The organism is Pseudofrankia coriaricola (assembly GCF_001854805.1).
In the GTDB taxonomy this organism is placed as follows: Bacteria; Actinomycetota; Actinomycetes; order Frankiales; family Frankiaceae; genus Pseudofrankia.
Genome location: NZ_MBLO01000093.1, coordinates 1 through 20,124, shown reverse-complemented (window position 1 = coordinate 20,124; position 20,124 = coordinate 1). Strand labels below are relative to the sequence as shown.

The following is a 20,124-nucleotide window of genomic DNA, read 5'->3' as shown; positions in this document are numbered from 1 at the left end:
GTGTCCATTCACGGGCCTGGGCGTCTGGGCCGCTGAGCTGGGTTGATGTGTTGGGGTGACACGCCGGGGCTGTTGCTTGATCGGGCCGGCGGTCTGGTGATGATCAGGGGTTGTGGCTGACCCGTCCGCGTCGTTGGAGTCGCGGGTTTCGGCTGCCGAAGAGCGGGTCGGCGAGCTTGCGGAGGAGAACCGGCGGCTGGCGGAGACGAACAGCCGGTTGCGGCGGGTGATCGCAGACATGGCGGAGCGGCACGAGGTGGAGCTGTCCGCGCAGCGCGCGGCGCGGGAGCGGCTGGAGTTGCAGGTCGCGGAGCTGGCGCGGCGGGTCGGGATGGACAGCTCGAACTCCTCGACCCCGTCGTCGAAGGAGCCGTTGGCGGCGAAGGAGCGCCGGAAGGCGGTGCGGGCGGCCTCGCAGCGGGTCCGGTCGAAGGACCGGAAGCCGGGTGGGCAGTCGGGGCGTGACGGTGCGCGGCTGGCCCCGGCCGAACAGCCGGACCGGACCGAGACGGCGGACCAGCCGGACCAGTGCTCGTCGTGTCAGGGTGACCTGTCCGGCGGGCGGGACGTCGGCGCGGGCTGGGCGCAGGTCTGGGACGTGCTGCCCGCGGTGCTGGAAAGGGTGCACTGGGTGCTGCCGCGGCGGCGTTGCGGCTGCTGCGGGAAGGTCACGACCGCCGGGGTGCCGTTCGCCCGGCCGGGCTGTGTGACCTACGGGCCGAACCTCAACGGCGCGGCGGTGCTGCTGGTCTCGGAGGGCAACGTGCCCGTCGAGCGCGCCGCGGCGCTGGTCGACGGGCTGGTCGGGGTGGCGGTGTCGTCGGGGTTCGTCGCCCGCGCGAACGCCCGCCTCGCCGAGCGGTTGGCCGCGGTCGGGTTCGACGCGGCGATGAGGGCGGCGCTGGGTGCCGAGCCGGTGCTGTGCGCGGACGAGTCCCCGGTCAACCTGTGGCACAAGGACACCGACGCCGCCGGCGTGGACCTGGCGGGCAGCCCGCACGTGGTGACGGTGCGCACTCCCGGGCCGGGGCTGGTCTGGTACGCCCCGGTCCACTCCCGCTCGTCGAAGGCGCTTCACGACCTGGGCGTGCTCGACGGGTTCACCGGCTACCTGGTCCGCGACGACTACTCCGGCTGGGCGCAGTTCGACGCCCAGCTCAAAGGCGTCCAGCAGTGCCTGGCCCACATGGTCAGACATCTCCAGGGCGTCTGGGACCTGCACCACGACGAGCAGCGCTGGGCCCGCCGCGTCCAGGACACACTGCGTGAGGCGCACGCCGCCGTTCTCGCCGCGATCACGGCGGAAGCCGACCAGCTCGACCCCGACCTGCTCGAAAGCCTGCGCGCCCGGTACGACAAGGACGTCGAGTGGGGCCGGATCACCAACCGCTGCCGCGACTGGCACGACGGCAACCACCCCGGCCTCAAGCTCGCCCGAAGACTCGCCGACAAGGCCGGACAGGTCTGGCTGTTCACGACCAACTTCGCCGTCCCCTGGACGAACAACCCCGCCGAGCAGGCACTGAGAGGACCGAAACGCCACCAGGCGGTCTCGGGATACTGGCACACCCAGACGACCCTGGCCGCCTACTGCCGCGTGCGCTCCTACCTCGTCTCTGCCAGAGACCACGGTGTCCGCGCCCTCGAGGCCATCCGCACCGCCCTCACCGGCAGCCCCTGGCTACCAGTCCCAGCCACCGCCTGAAACAACATCAACACGGTTACCCCCGTGAATGGACACCCGGTGGGGTGTCCGGTCTGCGGGCGGCGGCGTGCCTCACCGTGATGTCCGGGTCGTTGTCGAGCCGCAGCCAGGCTTCGAGAAGCTGGCGGTCCAGTTGGGCATTCTCGATTGATCTTCCCACGCTTCGCGATGTATTGATCGATCGCGAGTCCATCGGGAAATGGGCGGTCGCTGAATGATTGGCTGAAGTCGCGGGATTGTCCGCGGTTTCACCAGTCCGGGCCGGCGGGCAGATCGGGGCCGGGAGCTTCGGGTGTGATGTTGCCGTCGGTGGCAGTGGTGGTCGCCGAGGTCGGCTGGTCGGGGATAGCGGTCTCAGGTTCGACTGGCGACGCTTCATGATCGGCGGCTGCTGTCGGGAGTTCGGCGGGGGTGTGTTGGGCGGCGAGGGCGGCGGTCACGGCGTGGGGCTGGTCGGGGTGGGTGGGGATCCACGGTCGGTGGGCGAGCAGGTCGGCGAGGGCTGCGGGGGGTTGGCGGAGCGCTCGGATGTACAGGTCGGCCCGGACGGCGAGGTGGCCGTGGATCGGGTCGTGGATGTGGACGGTGTCGCCGGCGTGGTGAATCGTCGCTGCGGTGGCGGGAGAGTCCGTGGGTATGGGGTGGCGGGGCGGTGCGTGGTCGGCGGATGCGGCGAGGGTGGTGAGGCGGTCGTCGGGCGCCAGCAGCGGGCAGGTGGTCCACGGCGTTGGTGCGGCGACGACGATTCCGGAGCCGTCCAGGTCGCGGTCCACGACGAGGCCGACTTCGTGAGGGGTGACGAGAGCTTCGCCGAGCATGGGTGGGAGCTCGCCGGCGAGCCGGGCCCGGACGAGGGCTTCGACAGTGGGCCAGACGGCTGGGCGAAGCGGGATCAGGTCGTCGGCGGGCAGCAGCTGCGGGGGGAGCGGGGCGTCGTGGGGTTGGACCTGGTAGCGCAGGCCGTGCTTGTCGCCGTCGAAGGCGCGCAGGACGGTGGCGGTGGTGAACCGCGGGTCGTCGATGGTGGTGACGAGGGAACCGGTCGCGAGGATGTCGGGCTGGTAGGGGTTGGTGCCGTCGCCGGGTTGGGGGACGGACAGGTCGGTGTCGGGTGGGTCCAGGGTCGCGTGGGTGGCCTCGCGGCGTACGGGCAGTGCCCAGGTGGGGTGTGCTGCCCAGGGGTGGCCGGGTAGGTCGGCGGCGTCGGGGCGCCACAGGTAGCCGGTGTTGTCGTCGAGGGTGGCCAGGATGGTGCCGGTGGCGCGCAGGGGTGGGATGTCGGGGTGGACGACGACGCGGGTGCCCGGTGGGTAGGGATGCGCGGGTGGGCCGGCGGCCAGGCCGGCCAGCCGCGCGGTGTGCCGGGCGAGGAAGGCGACCTGTCGGGGGGTGGCCTCGCCGGTGGATGGCGCCTTGAGTACGTGGCGGACCACGGTGCGGATCTCCTCGTCCGCGTCGACCTCCTCGCCCGGCGCGAGGTGACGGGCGGAGCAGAACATCAGGGTTGGCAACTGGTCGGGCAGGGTCTCACTGATCCGATACGCGATCACCGGTCCGTCGTGGGACCGCCCGGTGTGCAGCAGGATGTGGAGTGGGCCGTCCCGGTAGACGCGGTCCGGTGTCTCGGTGTTCAGGAGCCGGCCGTAGGTGGTCGGCGGCTTCCCGGTGGGTTCGACGATGCTCGTCCGTGTCGGCCGGTGCGACGCTGTCATCGGCACGTCGCCGTCGAGGCTCTCCGTGATGCGCGGTGGCAGCGTCGCCGGCGCGGCCAGCAGCACATTCCGGGTGTCGGCTGGACAGATCCAGCCGAGGGTTTCCTCCAGGCTGGAGACGCTCGCCGCGCTCGTCGCCCATACCCGCGTCGGGCTGCCGTCGTGGTCGATGACCAGGGTGGCGGCGAAACTGTTCGGTATGTAGTCCCCGGGCAGCCGCTGCAGCTCCCACCAGCCCGCCGGCACGGCGACCCGCAGCGCGTATCCGTCAGGGCGATCCCTCGGTGACGACATGACCTGTGACGATCCGGGCCACGGCCCTCCGGGCAGCCATCTCGCCTGACATCGCCGCGGCCCTCGTGCTCTCGCAGCCGACAACTGGGCTGCGCGCACTGGACGTCGCCCCGTCCTGTCTCCACCGAGGCCTTCCTCAAGGTCGCCGGCAGGCGCCCAGCGTCGGGGGCACTCCCAGCGCAGCGACGAGGCGGGCGCGGCCCGGGGGAGTCCAGACACAGCGGCCCGTCGGACATCTCCGCGACGACGCGATCGGCCTGCGGCGCCAGTCCCGTCCCGGCGCTGCTCCCCGCGATGGTCTTGGCGATGTTCTCTCGGATGCCTCGTTTTCGAAGGGTGCGGTCGGCGGTGGCAGACGGAGGGTCGGTGACGAGGCTCGCGTCGCTACATCGCCGGGCAGCCGTGGAACACCGATGGGCCACAGAGTTCGTTGCGGACTTCTGCTGAAGATGGGTGGGTGGTGTCGTCGGAGGATCTGACTGTCGTGGTCGACCGGCTGCGGCGGGACCGGCGCAGGTCGCCGTATGCGGGCCGGCGAGAGTACTCGCGCGACGCGCGGGAGCTGGTGGATCGGTGCGCGCGGCTGGTTGACTCGGGGCAGGCAGCGGTGGCGGTTCCGGTCCTGCGCAGGGCGGTGGGCCGGATGACGGCCGGGTTGCAGTACCTCGACGACTCCTCCGGTGTGATCGGTGACGACCTGGGTGCGGTGATGGCGTTGTACGCGCGGGCGTGTGCGTCCGCGCCGCCGCCCGCGCGGTCGTTGGCGGGCTGGCTGGTGAAGCTGGCCTACGACGGCCCTGGCTGGCCGGACATCGTCCTCGCGGATTTTGCCTCGGCTCTGGGCGAGCGTGGGCTTGGCGAGATCGGCCGGTTGGTGGAGCAGCGCGGTGCGGGGGCGGATCCGGAGGCGGACTGGTGGACGTGGGTCGCGACCCGGCTGCTGCGCGAACAGCTCGCTCAGGTGTCCGGTGATGTCGGCTGGTACGTCGATGTGCTCGCCGAGGACTTGAGCGGCCCGGACCAGTATTTGAAGATCGTCATTGTGTTGCGGGACACAGGCCGGGCGGGTGAGGCGCTGGGCTGGGCTCGTAGCGGTCTGGCTGAGCATGCGACGCGGCCGGCCGCCGAGCCGCTGCGCGACGCCTACGTCGACCTGCTTCTGCGGTTCGACGACGGGCAGGCAGCGGTCGCGGAACGGCAGGCCGATTTCGAGCGCGGTCCGACACCGGAGGTTTTCCGTGCGCTGGTCGAGACCGGCGCCCGGGCGGGCCGGGCGGGTCTCGCGGACTGGGCCGTCGACACGCTACGGGCCAGGGCTATCCGCCAGCCGGCCGCGGCGGCCAACCTCGTCCGCGTGCTGCTGGCTGAAGGGCGGCCCGGCGAGGCATGGCAGGTCGGGAGCGCACACGTCGACACGCTGACGCCCAGCCTGCTGACTGGCTGCTGGAAATCTGGCAGGCCGAAGGCCATCCAGGCGACGTCATCGGCCATTACGAGCGTCTCATCGAGACCCACCTGCACGCCGATTCCTACGACAGGCACCGTGACCAGAAGGCCCAGGCGCTGCTGCCGCCCCTGCGCGCCGCCCACGAACAGCACGGCGACCCCGACGGCTTCGCCAGCTACCTGAAGGAGCTGCGCGCCGACAACCGGCGCCGTCCCGCGTTCCTGCGCATTCTCGACGCCGCCGGCTTCTGACGACGCCGCGTAGCTGTCGACGGCCCCGGTCGTCACAGTGGTGCGCGCACGCGTCTCGCCGGCCTCTGAACCTGTGGCCAGGGATCTGGTGCTGATCCCTGTGGTCGAGTTACCACCGTCCTGCTGATCCGGCCTCGCGGCGTGATCGCAGTCATGGCTGTGGCGCGACCTCCAGTTCGGCGATCGCGGCCAGCAGACCACGATCACCCCGGCCGGATCGAGGCTGTCGGCGAATCGTTCCTCTGGCCGATGTGCGGTGTGCGTCAGAGGTCGAGGCTGTCGGCCTGCGGCGGTGGGGTGTCGCCGGGGTCTTGGCTGGGTCCGTCGGGCTGATTTTCGGTGGCGGCTGGTTCGGTTGTGGCTCGTGGTGATGGGGCGAAGAACTGCGGGGCGTGGATGGCGGCGAGGGCTGCGAGTGTTGTGCGGGATTCGGTGCCGGTGAGCTGAAGCCGGGTGGTGTGTGGTCGCAGCATGTCCCACAGGTTGGGGTCGGGGAATCGCAGTGCGCGTTCGAACAGGTCGGTGTCGCAGGTCAGCTGGCCGTGGTGGGGGTCCTGGATCGAGATCAGCTGATCCCTGGGCGGTGGCGCCGGACGTCGTGGTCGTGGCGCTCGTCGTTGCCCGGTGAGGACGGGCGTGTCGAGGTCAGGCTGGTAGCGCGCCCGCCCCGGTGTTGGCTGCGGGCCGGGGAGCGCCGCGCAGGCGTCGACCAGGTTGCGTGAGGCGCTGGCCGCGGCGCGATACGCGCCAGTCAGTTCCCCGACCCGCGCTGGGGGCTCGACCCAGATACCGGTGACGGTGGCGACTCTGAGGAGTCCGTCGCCCGCGAGGTGGTGGGTCGCGATGCTGCTCGCGGCGGCGAGTTCGGGCAGGAGCAGGACCGCCCGTCGGGCGGCGAGCAGGGCAGCCGGGGTCGCGGCGGCCCGCGGACCGGTATCGATCTGGCGGGCGAGCCTGCGGACCTGCTCGTCGACATGGCGCCCGTCGAGGCCGAGCGTGCGCAGCGGGCCAAGGATCTCCTGGATGTTCTGCCATTGCAGCGTGGCGCGTCTGGCTTGGGTCGTCGCGCGTGCGTAGGCGTCCTGCGCGGGCTGGCGGCTGTGCCGCTGGGCCCAGCCGGCCAGTTTCGTCGTCCAGGAGGTGACCGTCACGGCGAGTTCCGCGACGGTGCGTAGCGCGGCGCCGTGCATGCGCAGCTGCGGCCAGGTCATGGTGTGTGCGGCGTAGCGCATCCTCTCGACTGCCTGCTCGAACGGGTGGCCGGTCTCGTCGCCGAGCAGGGGGGTGATCTCGTCGAGCGCCGTCGGCCCGGGGGTTCGGGTGGGGGCGTGCTCCAGTCTGGCCGCGGCGTCGCGGACCTGTCCGACGCGGTCGAGCGCCTGGGCGACCGTCAGCGCCGCGCGGGCACCCTGCCCGTCCAGTCCTGGAGGGTCGTTACTCGACGTGGGGTGTGCTGGGGTCGCGGCGTCGAGGATGTGGCGGCGTAGATGGTCGGCGCTTGTCATCGCGCTGTCGGCGGCGAGTACCACCAGGCCGGCGAGCCGGCCCGCGGCCGTGGCGATCATGGCACGGTCACGCAGCATCGCCGCGTCCGGGCCGCGTCGCTCACCGGCCGGGCCGATCTGCGCGGCGAGCAGATCGTGGGCGACGCCCAGCCGAAGGGCCGCGGGGCGCCACCGGTCCCCGCGCGCCGCGGACGCTGTGGGCAGGATCGGGCGGGTGGCCGTGACGGCCTCGGACAGATGGCGGGCCAGCGTCAGGGCGGGGTTGCGCGCCCCGGCCGCCTGGCCGAGGAACTGGGCGTGCCGGCCGGCGAGCGCGAGCAGGTCGACCAACGCGGCGGCATCCTCGGCGGCACCGTCGGCGATCCCGGGCGGCTGTTGGACGACCGCGGTGGCGAGGTCGCGGCAGGCCGCCTCGACCAGGCCGCCGTAGGTGAGCGGCTCAGCCATCGTCGATCGCGCTCAGCGCGTCCCGTGCGTACAGCACCGCCCGGGCCGTCGCCATCGGGTCTGGCGCCGTCTGCGCGCAGCGGCCCAGCATCGTGACCGCCGCGTCCAGGACCTCGCGGACCTCGGCCCAACCAACCGGCCCCGACGATGCGGACACCGCGGGCGGGGGCGGGGGCGGGCCGTCCACCAGGCCGGCCCACTCCAGCTGGGCCGCCGCCGACGACACGTCCGTGCGTGCCCGCATCGCGCGACGCCGGTCGGTGAGCGACGGGAAGAGCAGCCCCGCGCCCGCGTGCTCCAACAGCCCCGCCGAAGCCTCCAGCGACGGCGGTGCCGCCAGCAACGCCATCGCCACTCCGCGCCACCGCACCGGGTCCACCCCGTACCGCGGGTCCATCGGATCCGCCGGCTCCGGCCCCGCCGGCGAACCGGCCTCCCGACCATCCCTGACCATCACCAAGCTCCTCCTCAGCCAGACGATCCGACGGGCGCAGTGCACCACCGCTCGCCGCCGCGTGTCGCCGCGCGCCATGGCCTGTGGACAAACCTCGGTATCCACAACACCCCGCCCAACACCGCCAAGAACACTCCGTCCGGCACCTGTGCAAAACCCGGGGGTGCGTGCCATCCGGGGTGTGTCCTTCAGACGTCGTTTGCCAGAGTTGGAGGCCCCACTGAGCATCGTTGCGTCGATCCATCGGAACGACATGACCTGCGACGCTGCGCGCACCGGCCATCCCGGCGGCCCTCACGTCGGACATCGCCGCTGCCTCGAGTCCTCGCGGCGGGGCACGGGTTGGTCGGGGGCGGCACAGCCAGGCCTGTGACGCCGTTCCCGCGAGGATGTCGATACCGGTGACGAGCTGCGGCGATGCCCGCGGCGATGTCTGTGGGGACGACGGCCTGGCCGGAGTGACAGGGACGATGTCGTTCGCGGTGGTGGTGGCGGTGGTACCGGTTCGGACCGTGCGGTGTCATGTCGCATCGGAGCGGGCCGCCAGCCGGCCCTGTGATCTTCACGCCGCGGTCGGTGGTCCTGCGGCGCTGGCAGGCGGAGTGGGAACGATGGGCCGGCGGGACTGAGGCAGCAGTGGGGTTGGCTCGCTGGTCTTGCGACCCGCTGCTCGCGCCGCATACCGCGTCGGTCGTGGCGGTGCTCGCCGCCTGCGGCCGGGACCTCACGGTGCCGTTGGGTGAGGCGGACGCGGTGTTGGCCGCGCTGGTTCGCCGGGCGCGGGCGGGGGATCTGGCTGCGGCGCGGGTGGTGCTGGAGCGGCTGATGCCGGCGCTGACCGGCCAGGCGCGCCGGCGCTGTCACCGCCGTGGCGTTTCCTTTGACCAGTTGCTGGTTGAGCTGGTCGGGTCGGCGTGGATCGTGATCCGCTGCTACCCGGTCGAGCGGCGGCCGGTCAAGGTCGCGGCGAACCTGGTAGGTGACGCGGTCGGCCTGGCCGTGGGCTATGTGCCGCTGGTCGACCGGCTGACCGACCCCGCGGGTCTTACCCCGCGCCCCGGCACGTCAGCTCCGGACGCGGGAGACACCTCGGCCACGGCCAGCGGGGCCGGAGGCCCGACCGCGGCGGGGGAGTTGTTCGCCGTGCTGCTGGACGGGCGGGCGGCGGGGATCCCCGCGCAGCGGCTCCGAGTGTTGGCCGATCTCGGCGTCCTTGGCCTGTCACAGCAGGAGACCGCCGCGCGGGCCGGGGTGTCGGAGCGTGCGGTGCGGGCGCGCCGGGACGTGGCCGTCGAGGCGTTGCGTGCCGAGCTCGTGCCGGCCGGGGCGGTGGCGTCGTGACCGGCCCGGCGACCGGCGGGGCGGCGCTGTCGACCGAGGCGCTGCTGGTGGCCGGTGCGGCGGCGTTCGGTGCGTCCGCGGTCGCGGTGTGGACGGGCGCGCAGCTGGCCGCGCTGCTGTTCGGCGCGCACCACCCGCTGCCTGTCGGCCTGCACGACACCGCGTGGGCGATCCCGACCCTGGCCGCGCATCCCGGCCAGCCGGCGCGGGCCTGGCCGGCGCCGGCGGCCGCGCAGCTGCCGGGTCCGACGGGCTACTGGGCGGTCACCGTCCCGTTGTTGGTGCTGGCGGCGGTGCTGGTCGCGGTGTTGCTCGCGGTGACGAGCCGTCGGGTCGGGGTGGCGCGGCGGCGGCGGATGGGGCTGGATCCGGAGGCCCGGTTCGCCCGGCTGTCCGACCTCGCGCCGTTGTTGGTGTCCGGTCCGGCGGCGGGCCGGCTGGTGCTGGGTCGGGTGCGGGCCGGCGGCTGTAGCCGGCTGGTCGCGACCGAGGACGCGGCCAGGCCGCTGGATGTCGCGGTGCCGCGCCGGTTGCGCCGCGGCGCCGAACGGCGCCGGTCGGATCGGGGCGCGGTGTTGGCGTTGGGCCCGACGCGCTGTGGGAAGACCGCGGCGCTGGCGGTCCCGGCGATTCTCGAGTGGGACGGCCCGGTGCTCGCGTTGAGCGTGAAGACGGACCTGCTGGGCGCGACCGAGGCGCGCCGCCGTGCGGTGGGCGAGGTGCGGGTGTTCGACCCGGCCGGCGCAACTGGCCGGGTCGGCGCGGGCTGGTCGCCGTTGTTGGTCTCGCGCCGGTTGTCGGGGGCGCGGCGCGCGGCGCGGTCGGTGGCGGCGAGTACGGACTGGAACGCGGGTGGCTCGGGGGACATGTCGTTCTGGGCGTCGGCGGGGGAGGACCTCGTCGGGCTGCTGTTCTGGCTGGCGGCCCAGGCCGGGCTGGGTATGGACAGCGTCGTCACCTGGGTCACCACCCAGGAAAAGACCACGGTGCTGAGCCTGGCGGGTGCGTTCGCCGACCACCTGGATCCCGAGGTCGCGGGCGAGGGGCGGCAGGTCAACGCGGCTCTCGGCGCGGTCTGGGCGTCGGATGCGCGGCAGCGCTCGTCGGTGTATCTGGTCGCCCGGCAGATGGTCCGTCCCTGGCAGGAGACCTCCGTCCAGCAGAGCGCCGTCCCCACCGGCGGCGCCCCGCTCGACCTCGACTGGCTCCTCGGCACCACCCCCACCGCCACGTCCGCCCGATCCGCCGGCTCGTCCGCCGGTTCCTGGCCCGCCGACCAGGACGAGCCTTGGTGGACGGGATGGTCCGAGCCCGACTTGCCTGCACGGCCGGGGTCTACAGCGGCGGGGCGGCGGGCGAACACCCTCTACGTCTGCGCGGACCTCGACGACGCCGAACGGCTCGCACCGGTGCTGGGTGGGCTGGTCGACGAGCTGCTGCGCGATGTCTACGCCCGCGTCGGCCGCACCGGCAGGCCCCTGGACCCGCCGCTGCTGGTGGTGATCGACGAGGCCGGGAACTGGCCGATGCGTTCCCTGCCCGCGCGGATCTCGACCTGCGCCGGCATGGGCGTCGTGCTGATGCTGCTCTACCAGTCGAAGGCCCAGATCGACGCGGCCTACGGTCCCAAGGCCGACATCGTCGTCTCGAACGCGCCCACGAAGGTCTTCTTCTCCGGGCTGTCGGACCGGTCCAGCCTCGACTACGCCGCCAGTCTGCTCGGCCAGGAACACATCGCCGCGCGCACCGTCTCCACCGACTCCAGCCCCGGCGGCGGGCGCACCGGCCTGTCCGAAGCCCCGACCCGGCTGGAGCTGCTGCCGGCGGCGTTGCTGCGCCAGGTCGCCCCGGGTGAGGCGCTGCTGATCCACCGCACCCTGCCGCCTATCCACCTGCGTGGCCGTTACTGGTTCAAGGACCCAGCCCTGCGCCGCCTGGCCCACGGCCGCCCGGACGCTGCCGTCAGCCCTGCACGCGACGCGCCGCCCGTCGCGACCGGCAGCGCCCGCCGTGGCGCGGCTGGTGGCAGGAACCGCGCCGCGGGCGGCGCGCGAAGCCCCGCGACGCGCGCCGCGACAGGGATGGCTGGGCGCGTTGACGGTGCGGGCCGCGCCGCCGGCGCGGATTGGGGACTGCCAGCGGGACGCGGCCAGGGCGACGACGCGCCCTGGCGCGCCGACCCGGCCCTTGACCCCTCGCGCGCCGGGCGCGCGCCATGGCGTGCCTCCCCACGCGCCTCGAACGGCGCCAGCCTTCGCGCCGGTAGCGGCGCGCCCGGTCAGGACACGCCTGCAGGCCCGTCGCGGTCAGCGCGCCGGTTCTCGCGGAGGAGGCGATGACGGCCATGCCCGGCGGCGCGTTCGCCGACGAGCCCGTCCCGCCGGCCGAATCGGCCGGGCCGGGACTGGCCGGGGACCAGCTGCGGGTCGACCCGAACGCCTATCCGCTGTGCATCCAGGTCCCGGCCGGCTGGTGGCGGATCTTCCCGCTCGTCAGCGGTGGGGAGGCGACCCGGGAGTACGTCGCGCAGCTGGTCACAGACCCGGTCGGCCCGCGCTGGGGCGGCCGGCCGGCGTTCATGACCCGCCAGCCGACGCTGTGGCGGCTGGAAGAAGCCCTGGGCTGGGCACTTCCGCTGGCCGGCCACGTCACCCTGCAGGCCGCAGCCCCGTGGGCGACGACCGGCCGCCAGCGTGCGCGCCCTCCCGCAGCCGCCAGCTCCACCGTGCTCCCGCCCGCGGCGTCGGTGTCGCTGCCCGAGGCGGGTAGCCGGTCCGACTGCCGGCCGTGGCGGGCGAGCCTGGTGCTGCGTGCCCACCATGCGCCCGCGACCTACGGCCGGCTACGCCACGGCGAGGGTCCCACCCGCCGCTGGGACCACGGCCCGACCAGCGTCGAGATCGTCAGGGCCGGACCGGTACCGACCACGGTGGGCGGCGGCGGGTATCTGCTGTCCTACCGGGTGTCCCACCGCGGCGAGGTCGTGTTCGCCGGCGACGACGCCCCCCTCGCTCCCGGCTGGCAGCCCTACTCCACCGAGGTCATCCGCGCCGTCGTCACCACCGTCACCACCGTCACCACCGGCCACCCGAGCGGCCGCCCGTCCGACCGGCAGAGACAGTTCCTCACCGCCCATGGGCCGGCACTTGCCGCCGCTGCCCGCCCAATGAGTCATCCCTACCCGCCAGGCACCCGCATCGCCGCCGTTGTCGACGCCGACGGCGCCTACACCACCGGCACCGTCCTGGCCACGGCCGCCGCCGACCGCGACGGCGATCGGCTCGACTACCTGTGGCGGCCCGATGTCGCCGACCTGCCCGGCCATCCCTGGCGCCACCACCCCCGTCTCGCGCTGCGCGCGAGCGTCCGCGAGGTCACCGCCACCCTCGACACCGCCGATGCCAACACCGACACCCCCGACGGCGAGGACGCCGTGATGGCCACCGGCGCCGTCGTCGCCACCCTCGATGACCCCCGCTTCGCCGTCGGCACCGTGCTACGCACCTTCGCCGGCGACGGCCCCACCCCCTGCTACGAAATCCAGCCTCACGACGCGCCGAGTGGTCCCGTCCTGCTGGGCGCCACCGACGTCACCCCGCTTGCCGGCACCGCCTGGCGTACCACCACCGATCTGCTGCTCGCCCGCGCCGTCGCCGACCTCGACCTGCGCCCCTTCGAGCTGATCATCGCGGTGCGGGACTACGCCCTGGCCGCCGAGGGCCCCCACGGCCCGCACCTCGCCGTCGTCAGCGAGCTCGACACCGTCGACACCGCCCTGGACCCCACCGGCCGCGTCGACCCCGTCGACGTCCCACCCCTACCCGGCCAGCCCGCCGCCCCGACGCCTGGCGTCATCCCGATCAGCGCGTCGGGCGGCGTCTGCCGGCTCGCCCACCCGACCCACGGCCTCATCACTGTCGATGAGCACGCGCTCGCCGCGGCGTTGGCCGCCCGCCCGGACCAGCTCGCCGCCATCCTCGAGCGCCATCCCTGGCTACCCGCCGGCCCCCACCCGCCCCTGGTCGCCGCCTACCTCGCCGCCAAACACGCCCCCGCCGCCCTCGACGCCCTGACCCATCCGCCACATCCGACCGGACCAGGCCCGGATAGCCCCGCGACCGGACCGCCGGACACCCCGGGCAGGACACTCACCGCCCTGCCCGGCGGCGCCACCCCCACCGACACGTCCGCGGGATACACACCACAGATCCGGGGGCCAGAACAGGCATCACCGGCGGATGGGATCGAGCCGCCTGGCTGTGGGGGCCTGTGACCACGCCTCCGCCTCCGCGGCCGAGCCCGCACGCAGCACCGCAGCCCGATGACGATGCCACGTTCCCTGCACGCGAGCCGGAACCGCCGGCCGGCGCGGCGCCCCGGCACGCGCCGGCCCGGTGGAACCTGCCGCCGCGGCTGGTCTCCTGCCGGCTGCACCCGACCGGCGTCCTGCTCGACGTCCCGGTCAGCGGCGCGAACGGCAGCCAGATCGTCGTCTCCACCGCCTGGCCCGACCCCAACACCCGGGCCGGCTGGACCCACCAGAACTGGCGTCCCACCCAGGTCGGGCGCGGTTACGAGATCCCTCGCCTCACCGACCTCGGCGACGTCATCGCCATCACCGAATGGCACACCAACACCGCCCCGACCCGCGCTCTGCCGGGCGCGCGCCGCGGCCTACTCCGCCGCGACCCCGCCAAACGGCTGCCAGTGGCCCACGCGACCTGGTGGGGCTACCTGCACGCGATCGAGACCGACGCGCTGATCCTGCACGGCCCCTTCCCCGACCCCGTCGCCGCTCACGGCGTCGCCCAACAGGCCTACCTCCGCAAACTCCACCAGCCCACCGGGGCGACCCAGCCCACCCGGGCCGGCCACGCCCAGCCGGCCGGCCGTGTCCCGATCTACCCCGCCACACCCCCGGCCACCGTGTCCGTGACCTACGACGGCCCGAACACCGTCGTCGGCGACCCCACCTATGGCTGGCTCACCGCCGCCTCCGACCGGTTCCACAACGCCCTCGCCGTCCCCGGCGACCAGCTGCGCGCCCTGCTGCACCCGCACTACGGCGAGCTGCACCCCACCACCGCGCACGCCACCCTGGCCGCCCTCGCCGCCCGCCACACCCCCGACCAGCTCCCCGACATCTGCCTGCCCACCACGGCCACCACCGACCCGGCCCCCCTGACCAGCACCACCCGCCTCGCCGACGTCACCGGCCGCCCCGACCCCTACCGCCCGAACCCGACCCCGCACACGGCCACCCACCGACACAGCACCGACCCCGCCACCACACCCCACCCGACGACGCCGTCCGACCCTTCCACCCGACCCGATCCTTCAGGCCCGACCAGCGACACCCCGCCCGACGCCCACCCCGCGGCTCCCCACCCGCGGGATGTCGTCCCCGAAAAGCCGCCGGCACCCACCGGCCCGACCGGCCCACCCAAGGCCGCGAGCGCCCCCTTCCTACCCGACCTGTCGGACTACCTGCGACCCGAACCACCCGCCCCCGGCTCGGACGCCTCCCAGCCTCCCGACCCGTCCACACCCGCCGAGAACCCCGACCCGCCTGCCCTCGACCTCGACGAACCAGACCTCTGGTAGGACCGCCATGCCCCACCCCCTGCCGCCGGCCAACCCGCCCACCGAACCCCCTGGCATCTGCGACACCAACCCGACCGGCGGCGCCGGCCGCAACCCTGGCCAGCCCGACAGCGGGCCCGAACCCGCCTGGGACCTCACCGCCCTGCGCCGACCAAAGATCATCAAAGTGCCTCGTCGGGGTGGCGGCACGACCGAGGAGACCGTCACCCGCGCCACCGCCGCCCTCGCCGCCCAGGCAGCCGGCGACCCGGTCGCCCCCGACCTCATCCACCGCCTCGCTCATGCCGGCGTCGTCGCCATCCGCGTCGGACGCACCACCTACCTGTGTCGCGAAACCGTCACCAGCTGGGTCCTGCTGCCCACCCGCCGCCGCGCCACCGCCCGCACCCTCGCCAAAGCCGCCGCCACCCGCGCCCACCACCTCGCCGCGCTTCGCCGCCGCACCACCCACACCCCACCCGGTACCGGCCCAGACCCAGAGACCGCGATGCCGGACGCGGTAGCGGGCCGCGGGGCGACAACCGCCAACCCGGACGCCTCGACCGGCGAGGCGGGAACGACGACAGCACCGACGAGCACCACGCTCGATAACCCGCCAAGCGCCACCCCGTACCTCAGCACCGCGGCGGACGAAGCAAACCCGCGCGTCGGCAGCCCTACCAGGCCACCCCCGGACCCGGCGGACCCGGAAGGCTCGGCGGCTCCGGGGGACCCTCGCGCGCAGCCGGACCACATCTCGCGCGAGACCACCCGGTGAGCCGCGCCGTCGGCCGCGCCGACGGCCCCTGGTCCCGTACACGCAATCCCTGGCCCAGCCACGGCCTGCCCGCCACCGCCTCAACCACCGCCCGCCGCGCCCGCGCCGCCGACACCGCCACAGCCCTGCGCGCCCTACCCACCCGCCCGCCACCACCCCTGCCCGCACCCCGAGACAACCTGCTCACCGCCCTGCACGACCTCGCCACCACCGCCCACGGCCAGCCCACAACAACCCAGATCGACGCCCTAGACGCGGTCGCCGCACACCACCGTCTCGACCCGGCCATCCTCGCCACCACCGCCCACACCATCGGCGAGCTGATCCTCCACTCCGGCCAGCCCGCACCCACCGGCCCCGGCCTGCCCGAACTCGACGCGCTCGCCGGCCACGACCTGTCCCGCGCCCTTGACGCCTACGCCGCCCACACCCGCATCGCGCACGCCACCCGCCACTCCGACCCCGACCTGCCCCGCCTGCTCCTGCTCACCACCGCCCTACACCACGGCATCCCGGCGAACACCCTGCTGACCATCCCAGCCACCCCAGGCCCACCCCACCCGCCGACCCCGGCCGCTGCCGCCGGCGGCGCGTTGCGCGACGACCTCGTCGACTGGCACGGCGCCGCCCGCGCCCTCGACACCCTCGACGCCACCCTCCACGCCGCCACCGCAGGCCGCGCCTGGCTTACCCGCGCCAAGCCCCGCGGCGTCGATGACACCCTGCTCGCCCTTGGCGTCCTGCACCTGACCCACCCAACCCTCGCCAGCCACAGCCTTGCCAGCACCGACCTCGAGACCATCCGCGCCCTGCTCGACCACACCCGCCCCGCGACCACCCCCACCGACCTCACCCGGGGTGCCCTGCGCGCCATCTGCACCCGCGCGGGCTGGCTCCTGGGCACCTCCCACGAACAGACGGCACTGCACCGCCTCGAACAGCGCATGGCCCGCCTACCGGCCGACGCGGTCCGTGCCCGCCTCGCCCACGGCCAGCTCACCCACCTCGCGGACCGACAGCCGGCCCACCCCGGCGTCGCCAGGCCATCAGACCAGGCCGGTCTCCAAGCCCGGCAGACAGCTCAGCTCCTCGCCGAGGCCTCCCATGAGGCCCTGGCCCGTTTCGCCGGCCACACCGTCACGCCCCATCGGACCCTCGCCACCGCTCTTCTCGCCCGCTACCCCGACCGCCTCACCCACGCCGCCCTGCGCCTCACCCCCGGCCAGCTCCGGACCGCCCCTGAACACCCGCACCCCGACGCCACAGTGCACCCCGCCACCGAGTTCCAGATCCAGAAACCGGCCGGGCAGCACGGCACGCTCACCCTGGCGTCGGGTGCCGACACGCGCCTCGACGGCAACCCGGCGAACACGCCCCTCGCCCACAGGGCGCCACCCGACGCCCTCGACCTCGGCCTCGGCCTCTAAACGACGAGCGCCGCCGACAGACACCCAGGATCCGCACGCCAGAACGAACCCACGAAGAACATCGCCACCGCCCAGCCCCGCCTCGCCCCGCCCGTGGCACCGGACAAGGGCCCACCGGACAAGGACCCCTTCCATGCACACCCCGCTCACCCTCGCCGAAGTACGCGAGCTCCCCGCCGCGGTCGACCTCGTGACCGCCGGCCGCGCGTTCAACCTCGGCCGCACCCTCGCCTACACCTTGGCCCGCCAAGGCCGCTTCCCCGTCCCCGTCCACCGCCACGGCCGCACCTACCGCGTCCACACCACCGACATCCTCAACGCCCTCACCGAACCCGACCCACCCACCACTCCCGCGCCGGCCGAGCAGTAGCCCGCCAGCACCGCCACCCGGCGCTCACGATGCCAACGACCACAGGACCCACCCCGCCTCCACCCGGCCGGGGCGGCGAGACCAGGCCGAGACCCGGCCGGCCCCTCGTCACGATCACCACCCCGGCCGGCCGCTGGGACCTGCACCGGATGTACGACGACAACGGCGACCTGGCCGGCTACGGCGCCTACCTGAGCGCCCACCTCGCCGGCGCCAGCCAGCCGCAGCCGGTGTGGAAGACCGTGCGGCCCGCGCTTTTCCTGCTCGAGGAGGCCTCGGCTGTTTGCCCGGCGTTCAGAATGCCGATGAAGGCGGCGTTCACGATGCCGACGAGTAGGCCGGCGAATCGGGCACTCTCATCGGCACGCTGTCGGCTACATCGGCAAGGTGTCGCGGTGAAGGGCGCGGAGATTCCGTGCGACGCGATGGTCGGCGGAGCCAGGGTGTCCGGGCCTGTTTTCGGGCAGGCGGGGACCGGGAACGATGCCGCCGGATCAGCCGGTCGGGAACAGCGCGAGCAGGCGGCCTCGGGTCAGGATGTTGATCCGTGCCCACGGGTCGGTGTCCTCGCGGGCGAAGCGGCGGCCGAGGGCCAGCGCGGCGGCGCCGAGTGCGTCCAGGGCGAGCGTGAGCGGGTCGGTGCGCCTGCGGACCGGCAGCATGTCTGGGTCGAGCAGGACGGTCGTCTGTACGCCGATCTCGCGCAGCCGCCCGGCCGAGCCCCGGGCGCGGCGCAGCCAGCCGCGCACGGTGCCCTCGGGGACTGCCAGCCGTGCGGCGATGGGCCGGTGGCCCAGCCCGCTGGCCGCGGCGAGCAGCGCCCGGCCGACGACGCCGACGGTGTAGCCACGGTGCGCCAGCAGGCCGGCGTCGAGTACGACATGCGTGGCGTGGCAGCCGGTGCAGCGCGCCCGGTCCGGGCGGACCGTGACCTGGACGCCGTCGCGGTCGCGGACCGTACGGGTCCTGGCCCGGCCCCACGGCGCCAGCGGCGCGGCGCAGTCCGGACAGCGCAGCCGCCGCCGCGCCAGCGCCCGACGAGCCGCCGCCGTGTCGAAGACCTCGATCATCGTCCATCCCGTCAGGCTCCGGCCTGGCTGTCACCGTCCGAAAGGGGCGGCCGGTGTTGCACTCTGGCCCTCGATCACCGTGCCGGCAAGCCGCTCGCGCTCGATGCCGAAGTCGACACCGCGCCGACGCGGTCGCGCCGTCGTTCCCGGCGAGCCACAGCTCCCGCCGCACGGAGACGTTTCATCGGCGAGGTGCCGCCGCCGACGAACGAGGAACGCGGCCCCCGACCGTCGGCATGCTCAACGCTCGACTCGTGCCCGCGACCTGGGCATCGTGAGTGCCGCCCAACAGCCTCGGCTGGGCGATTACCCATGCGGCACAGGACGTCCTACGCGTCGCCCACGCCCCGCCCCTGCGGCTGGCCGCCGAACGACACCCGGTCCCGATGCCGCTGCCCGACGACGACGCCCGCACTGCGCACCGGCCCACCCGGGCAAGCGAAGTCGCCGGCGACTTCACCGGCGTGCTCTGGCTGCCTGGCGGGGACCCCGCACCGGTCAGCTACGGCTGGTTGCTGCGCGCCGAGGAGCTCACCCGTCGCTGGACCCACCAACCCGTCCGCCTCGACCTGTTCCGTGGCGCCCTCGACCGCCGGCCCACCATCGTCTACCGGCTCCACGAGACCGCTCCCGGAACGGATCCGACCGTCCTGTTCTCCGGCGTCGTGACCGACGCACCCACCACGGTGCTGGCCGACTCCGACGACGCCGTCCGCGAGGCACTCAAACACGTGCTCGGCCACGCCCTCCTGCTCCCCGACACCCTCACCGCCCGCCAACACCACTTCCTCTACCAGCACACGCCGAACTGCTCGCCGCCACCGCCGCCGCCTCGCCCGACCACCCCTACCCACCCGGCACCCGCATCACCGTCCGCCCCGCCCACCGCGACCACCGGGCCACCGGCACCGTCCTGGCCGCCGTCAACGACGCCGACGGCCCCGGCTACCTGTTCCGACCCGACGCCGCCGCCCTGCCCGGCCACCCCTGGCGCGACCACCCCACCTGGACCCTGCGCACCCCCCGCGCCGACGCCACCCACACCCCGACCAGCCCCGACACCATCCTCGCCAAACCCCAGGGCCTCATGATCCTGACCACCGGCGCCGTCGTACGCACCATCGACGACCCGCGCTTCGCGACCGGCACCGTCCTACGCGCCTTCGACAGGCCCAACTCCGGCATCCACTACGAGATCCAACCCCACGACGCACCACTACCCCCGGTCCTCCTGCACGTCGGCGACGTCGTCCCCGTGCGCTCCACCGCCTGGCCGACCCTGCAACACCTCCTCGACGCCCGCGCCACCGCCGGCCTGCCACTCCAACCCGGCGAACTACTCACCGCCGTCCGCGAGGCAGCAAGCATCCTCGACCGGCCCGTTACGCGTCGACACCGTCTTCGTGGACATCCCGTTACGGGAGTTCCCCGTCCCGTGGCCGGCCGGATCGCCGACCTCGTACCCGAGATGGTCGGTCATCTCGACCTGCAGAGCACGCTCCAGGACGGCCTTCGTCATCCGGTTCAACAGACCATCAACCCCGTCGACCGGCGTTCCGGTCGCTTTCGCATCCTTCAACAACGCGTCGATCGCATCCGGCGCGAAAGCCTCCGCGATCCTCTGTGCCGCCGCCTCGTCATTTGTCCGAAGCGTTCCATTCTGCGTCATTCGGTGTCCATTTCTGATCCACCCGATCAAGGTAGATCGATCCTGGTCCACCTCCGACTTACACAGTCGTC

The 20,124-nt window shown here is 73.7% G+C and carries 14 protein-coding genes and 1 pseudogene; 10 read left to right on the top strand and 5 right to left on the bottom strand.

Annotation, left to right across the window (positions count from 1 at the left end; translation table 11 throughout):
* Positions 1–112: 112 nt before the first annotated feature.
* A complete protein-coding gene (tnpC, locus tag BCD48_RS15350; protein ID WP_071047798.1) occupies positions 113–1,705 on the top strand; it encodes an IS66 family transposase in 1,593 nt (530 codons plus the stop codon).
* Between the two features lie 248 nt (positions 1,706–1,953).
* Here the strand turns inward: tnpC and BCD48_RS15345 are convergent, their stop codons facing one another.
* Positions 1,954–3,711 carry a hypothetical protein gene (locus tag BCD48_RS15345; RefSeq protein ID WP_071049052.1) on the bottom strand — a complete coding sequence of 586 codons (1,758 nt, stop codon included), beginning with the start codon at positions 3,709–3,711 and terminating at the stop codon, positions 1,954–1,956.
* A 457-nt stretch (positions 3,712–4,168) separates the two neighbouring features.
* Between BCD48_RS15345 and BCD48_RS15340 the strand changes: the two genes are divergently transcribed.
* Positions 4,169–5,341 (top strand): hypothetical protein, encoded by a 1,173-nt coding sequence (locus BCD48_RS15340; protein ID WP_071049051.1) that lies wholly within the window; start codon positions 4,169–4,171, stop codon positions 5,339–5,341.
* 331 nt (positions 5,342–5,672) lie between these two features.
* Here BCD48_RS15340 and BCD48_RS15335 read toward each other — a convergent pair whose 3' ends face one another.
* Together BCD48_RS15335 and BCD48_RS50660 are read right to left on the bottom strand one after the other, a co-directional pair.
* Entirely contained in the window at positions 5,673–7,361 is a 1,689-nt protein-coding gene (locus BCD48_RS15335; protein WP_071049050.1) for a hypothetical protein, read from the bottom strand.
* Positions 7,354–7,815: a hypothetical protein gene (locus BCD48_RS50660; protein WP_071049049.1), complete on the bottom strand. Its 462-nt coding sequence runs from the start codon at positions 7,813–7,815 to the stop codon at positions 7,354–7,356. The genes BCD48_RS15335 and BCD48_RS50660 overlap by 8 nt, the downstream gene beginning before the upstream one ends.
* A 636-nt stretch (positions 7,816–8,451) precedes the next feature.
* On the opposite strand from BCD48_RS50660, the gene BCD48_RS15325 reads away from it, so the two are divergent.
* The 7 genes from BCD48_RS15325 to BCD48_RS15295 all read left to right on the top strand — a co-directional run bounded on the left by BCD48_RS15325 (position 8,452) and on the right by BCD48_RS15295 (position 17,314).
* Positions 8,452–9,156, top strand: a complete 705-nt coding sequence (locus tag BCD48_RS15325) for an RNA polymerase sigma factor (RefSeq protein WP_241841746.1) — start codon at positions 8,452–8,454, stop codon at positions 9,154–9,156.
* Positions 9,153–11,495: a type IV secretory system conjugative DNA transfer family protein gene (locus BCD48_RS15320; RefSeq protein WP_071049047.1), complete on the top strand. Its 2,343-nt coding sequence runs from the start codon at positions 9,153–9,155 to the stop codon at positions 11,493–11,495. The genes BCD48_RS15325 and BCD48_RS15320 overlap by 4 nt, the downstream gene beginning before the upstream one ends.
* Positions 11,492–13,429 carry a hypothetical protein gene (locus tag BCD48_RS15315; protein ID WP_071049046.1) on the top strand — a complete coding sequence of 646 codons (1,938 nt, stop codon included), beginning with the start codon at positions 11,492–11,494 and terminating at the stop codon, positions 13,427–13,429. The genes BCD48_RS15320 and BCD48_RS15315 overlap by 4 nt, the downstream gene beginning before the upstream one ends.
* On the top strand, positions 13,426–14,760 hold the full coding sequence (locus tag BCD48_RS54890) for a hypothetical protein (protein ID WP_071049045.1): 1,335 nt from the start codon (positions 13,426–13,428) through the stop codon (positions 14,758–14,760). The genes BCD48_RS15315 and BCD48_RS54890 overlap by 4 nt, the downstream gene beginning before the upstream one ends.
* A 7-nt stretch (positions 14,761–14,767) precedes the next feature.
* Positions 14,768–15,517 (top strand): hypothetical protein, encoded by a 750-nt coding sequence (locus BCD48_RS15305; RefSeq protein ID WP_071049044.1) that lies wholly within the window; start codon positions 14,768–14,770, stop codon positions 15,515–15,517.
* Positions 15,514–16,944, top strand: a complete 1,431-nt coding sequence (locus BCD48_RS15300; RefSeq protein ID WP_071049043.1) for a hypothetical protein — start codon at positions 15,514–15,516, stop codon at positions 16,942–16,944. Before BCD48_RS15305 ends, BCD48_RS15300 begins: the two co-directional genes overlap by 4 nt.
* 133 nt (positions 16,945–17,077) lie before the next feature.
* Positions 17,078–17,314 (top strand): hypothetical protein, encoded by a 237-nt coding sequence (locus tag BCD48_RS15295; RefSeq protein ID WP_071049042.1) that lies wholly within the window; start codon positions 17,078–17,080, stop codon positions 17,312–17,314.
* Between the two features lie 494 nt (positions 17,315–17,808).
* On the opposite strand, the gene BCD48_RS50655 is transcribed toward BCD48_RS15295, so the two are convergent.
* On the bottom strand, positions 17,809–18,384 hold the full coding sequence (locus tag BCD48_RS50655; protein ID WP_071049041.1) for a DUF6431 domain-containing protein: 576 nt from the start codon (positions 18,382–18,384) through the stop codon (positions 17,809–17,811).
* Positions 18,385–18,662: 278 nt separating this feature from the next.
* On the opposite strand from BCD48_RS50655, the gene BCD48_RS51265 reads away from it, so the two are divergent.
* Positions 18,663–19,475 carry a hypothetical protein gene (locus tag BCD48_RS51265; protein ID WP_157910501.1) on the top strand — a complete coding sequence of 271 codons (813 nt, stop codon included), beginning with the start codon at positions 18,663–18,665 and terminating at the stop codon, positions 19,473–19,475.
* 278 nt (positions 19,476–19,753) lie between these two features.
* On the opposite strand, the pseudogene BCD48_RS15270 reads toward BCD48_RS51265, so the two are convergent.
* A pseudogene (locus BCD48_RS15270) lies at positions 19,754–20,053 on the bottom strand (transposase); the annotation flags it as partial.
* Positions 20,054–20,124 lie beyond the last annotated feature (71 nt).

Bases quoted from the DNA above. Each gene is read 5' to 3' on its own strand.
- BCD48_RS15305 (WP_071049044.1), top strand. From the start codon at position 14,768: ATGCCCCACCCCCTGCCGCCGGCCAACCCGCCCACCGAACCCCCTGGC.
- BCD48_RS50655 (WP_071049041.1), bottom strand. From the start codon at position 18,384: ATGATCGAGGTCTTCGACACGGCGGCGGCTCGTCGGGCGCTGGCGCGG.
- BCD48_RS50660 (WP_071049049.1), bottom strand. From the start codon at position 7,815: ATGGTCAGGGATGGTCGGGAGGCCGGTTCGCCGGCGGGGCCGGAGCCG.
- BCD48_RS15315 (WP_071049046.1), top strand. From the start codon at position 11,492: ATGACGGCCATGCCCGGCGGCGCGTTCGCCGACGAGCCCGTCCCGCCG.
- BCD48_RS15345 (WP_071049052.1), bottom strand. From the start codon at position 3,711: ATGTCGTCACCGAGGGATCGCCCTGACGGATACGCGCTGCGGGTCGCC.
- BCD48_RS15335 (WP_071049050.1), bottom strand. From the start codon at position 7,361: ATGGCTGAGCCGCTCACCTACGGCGGCCTGGTCGAGGCGGCCTGCCGC.
- BCD48_RS15295 (WP_071049042.1), top strand. From the start codon at position 17,078: ATGCACACCCCGCTCACCCTCGCCGAAGTACGCGAGCTCCCCGCCGCG.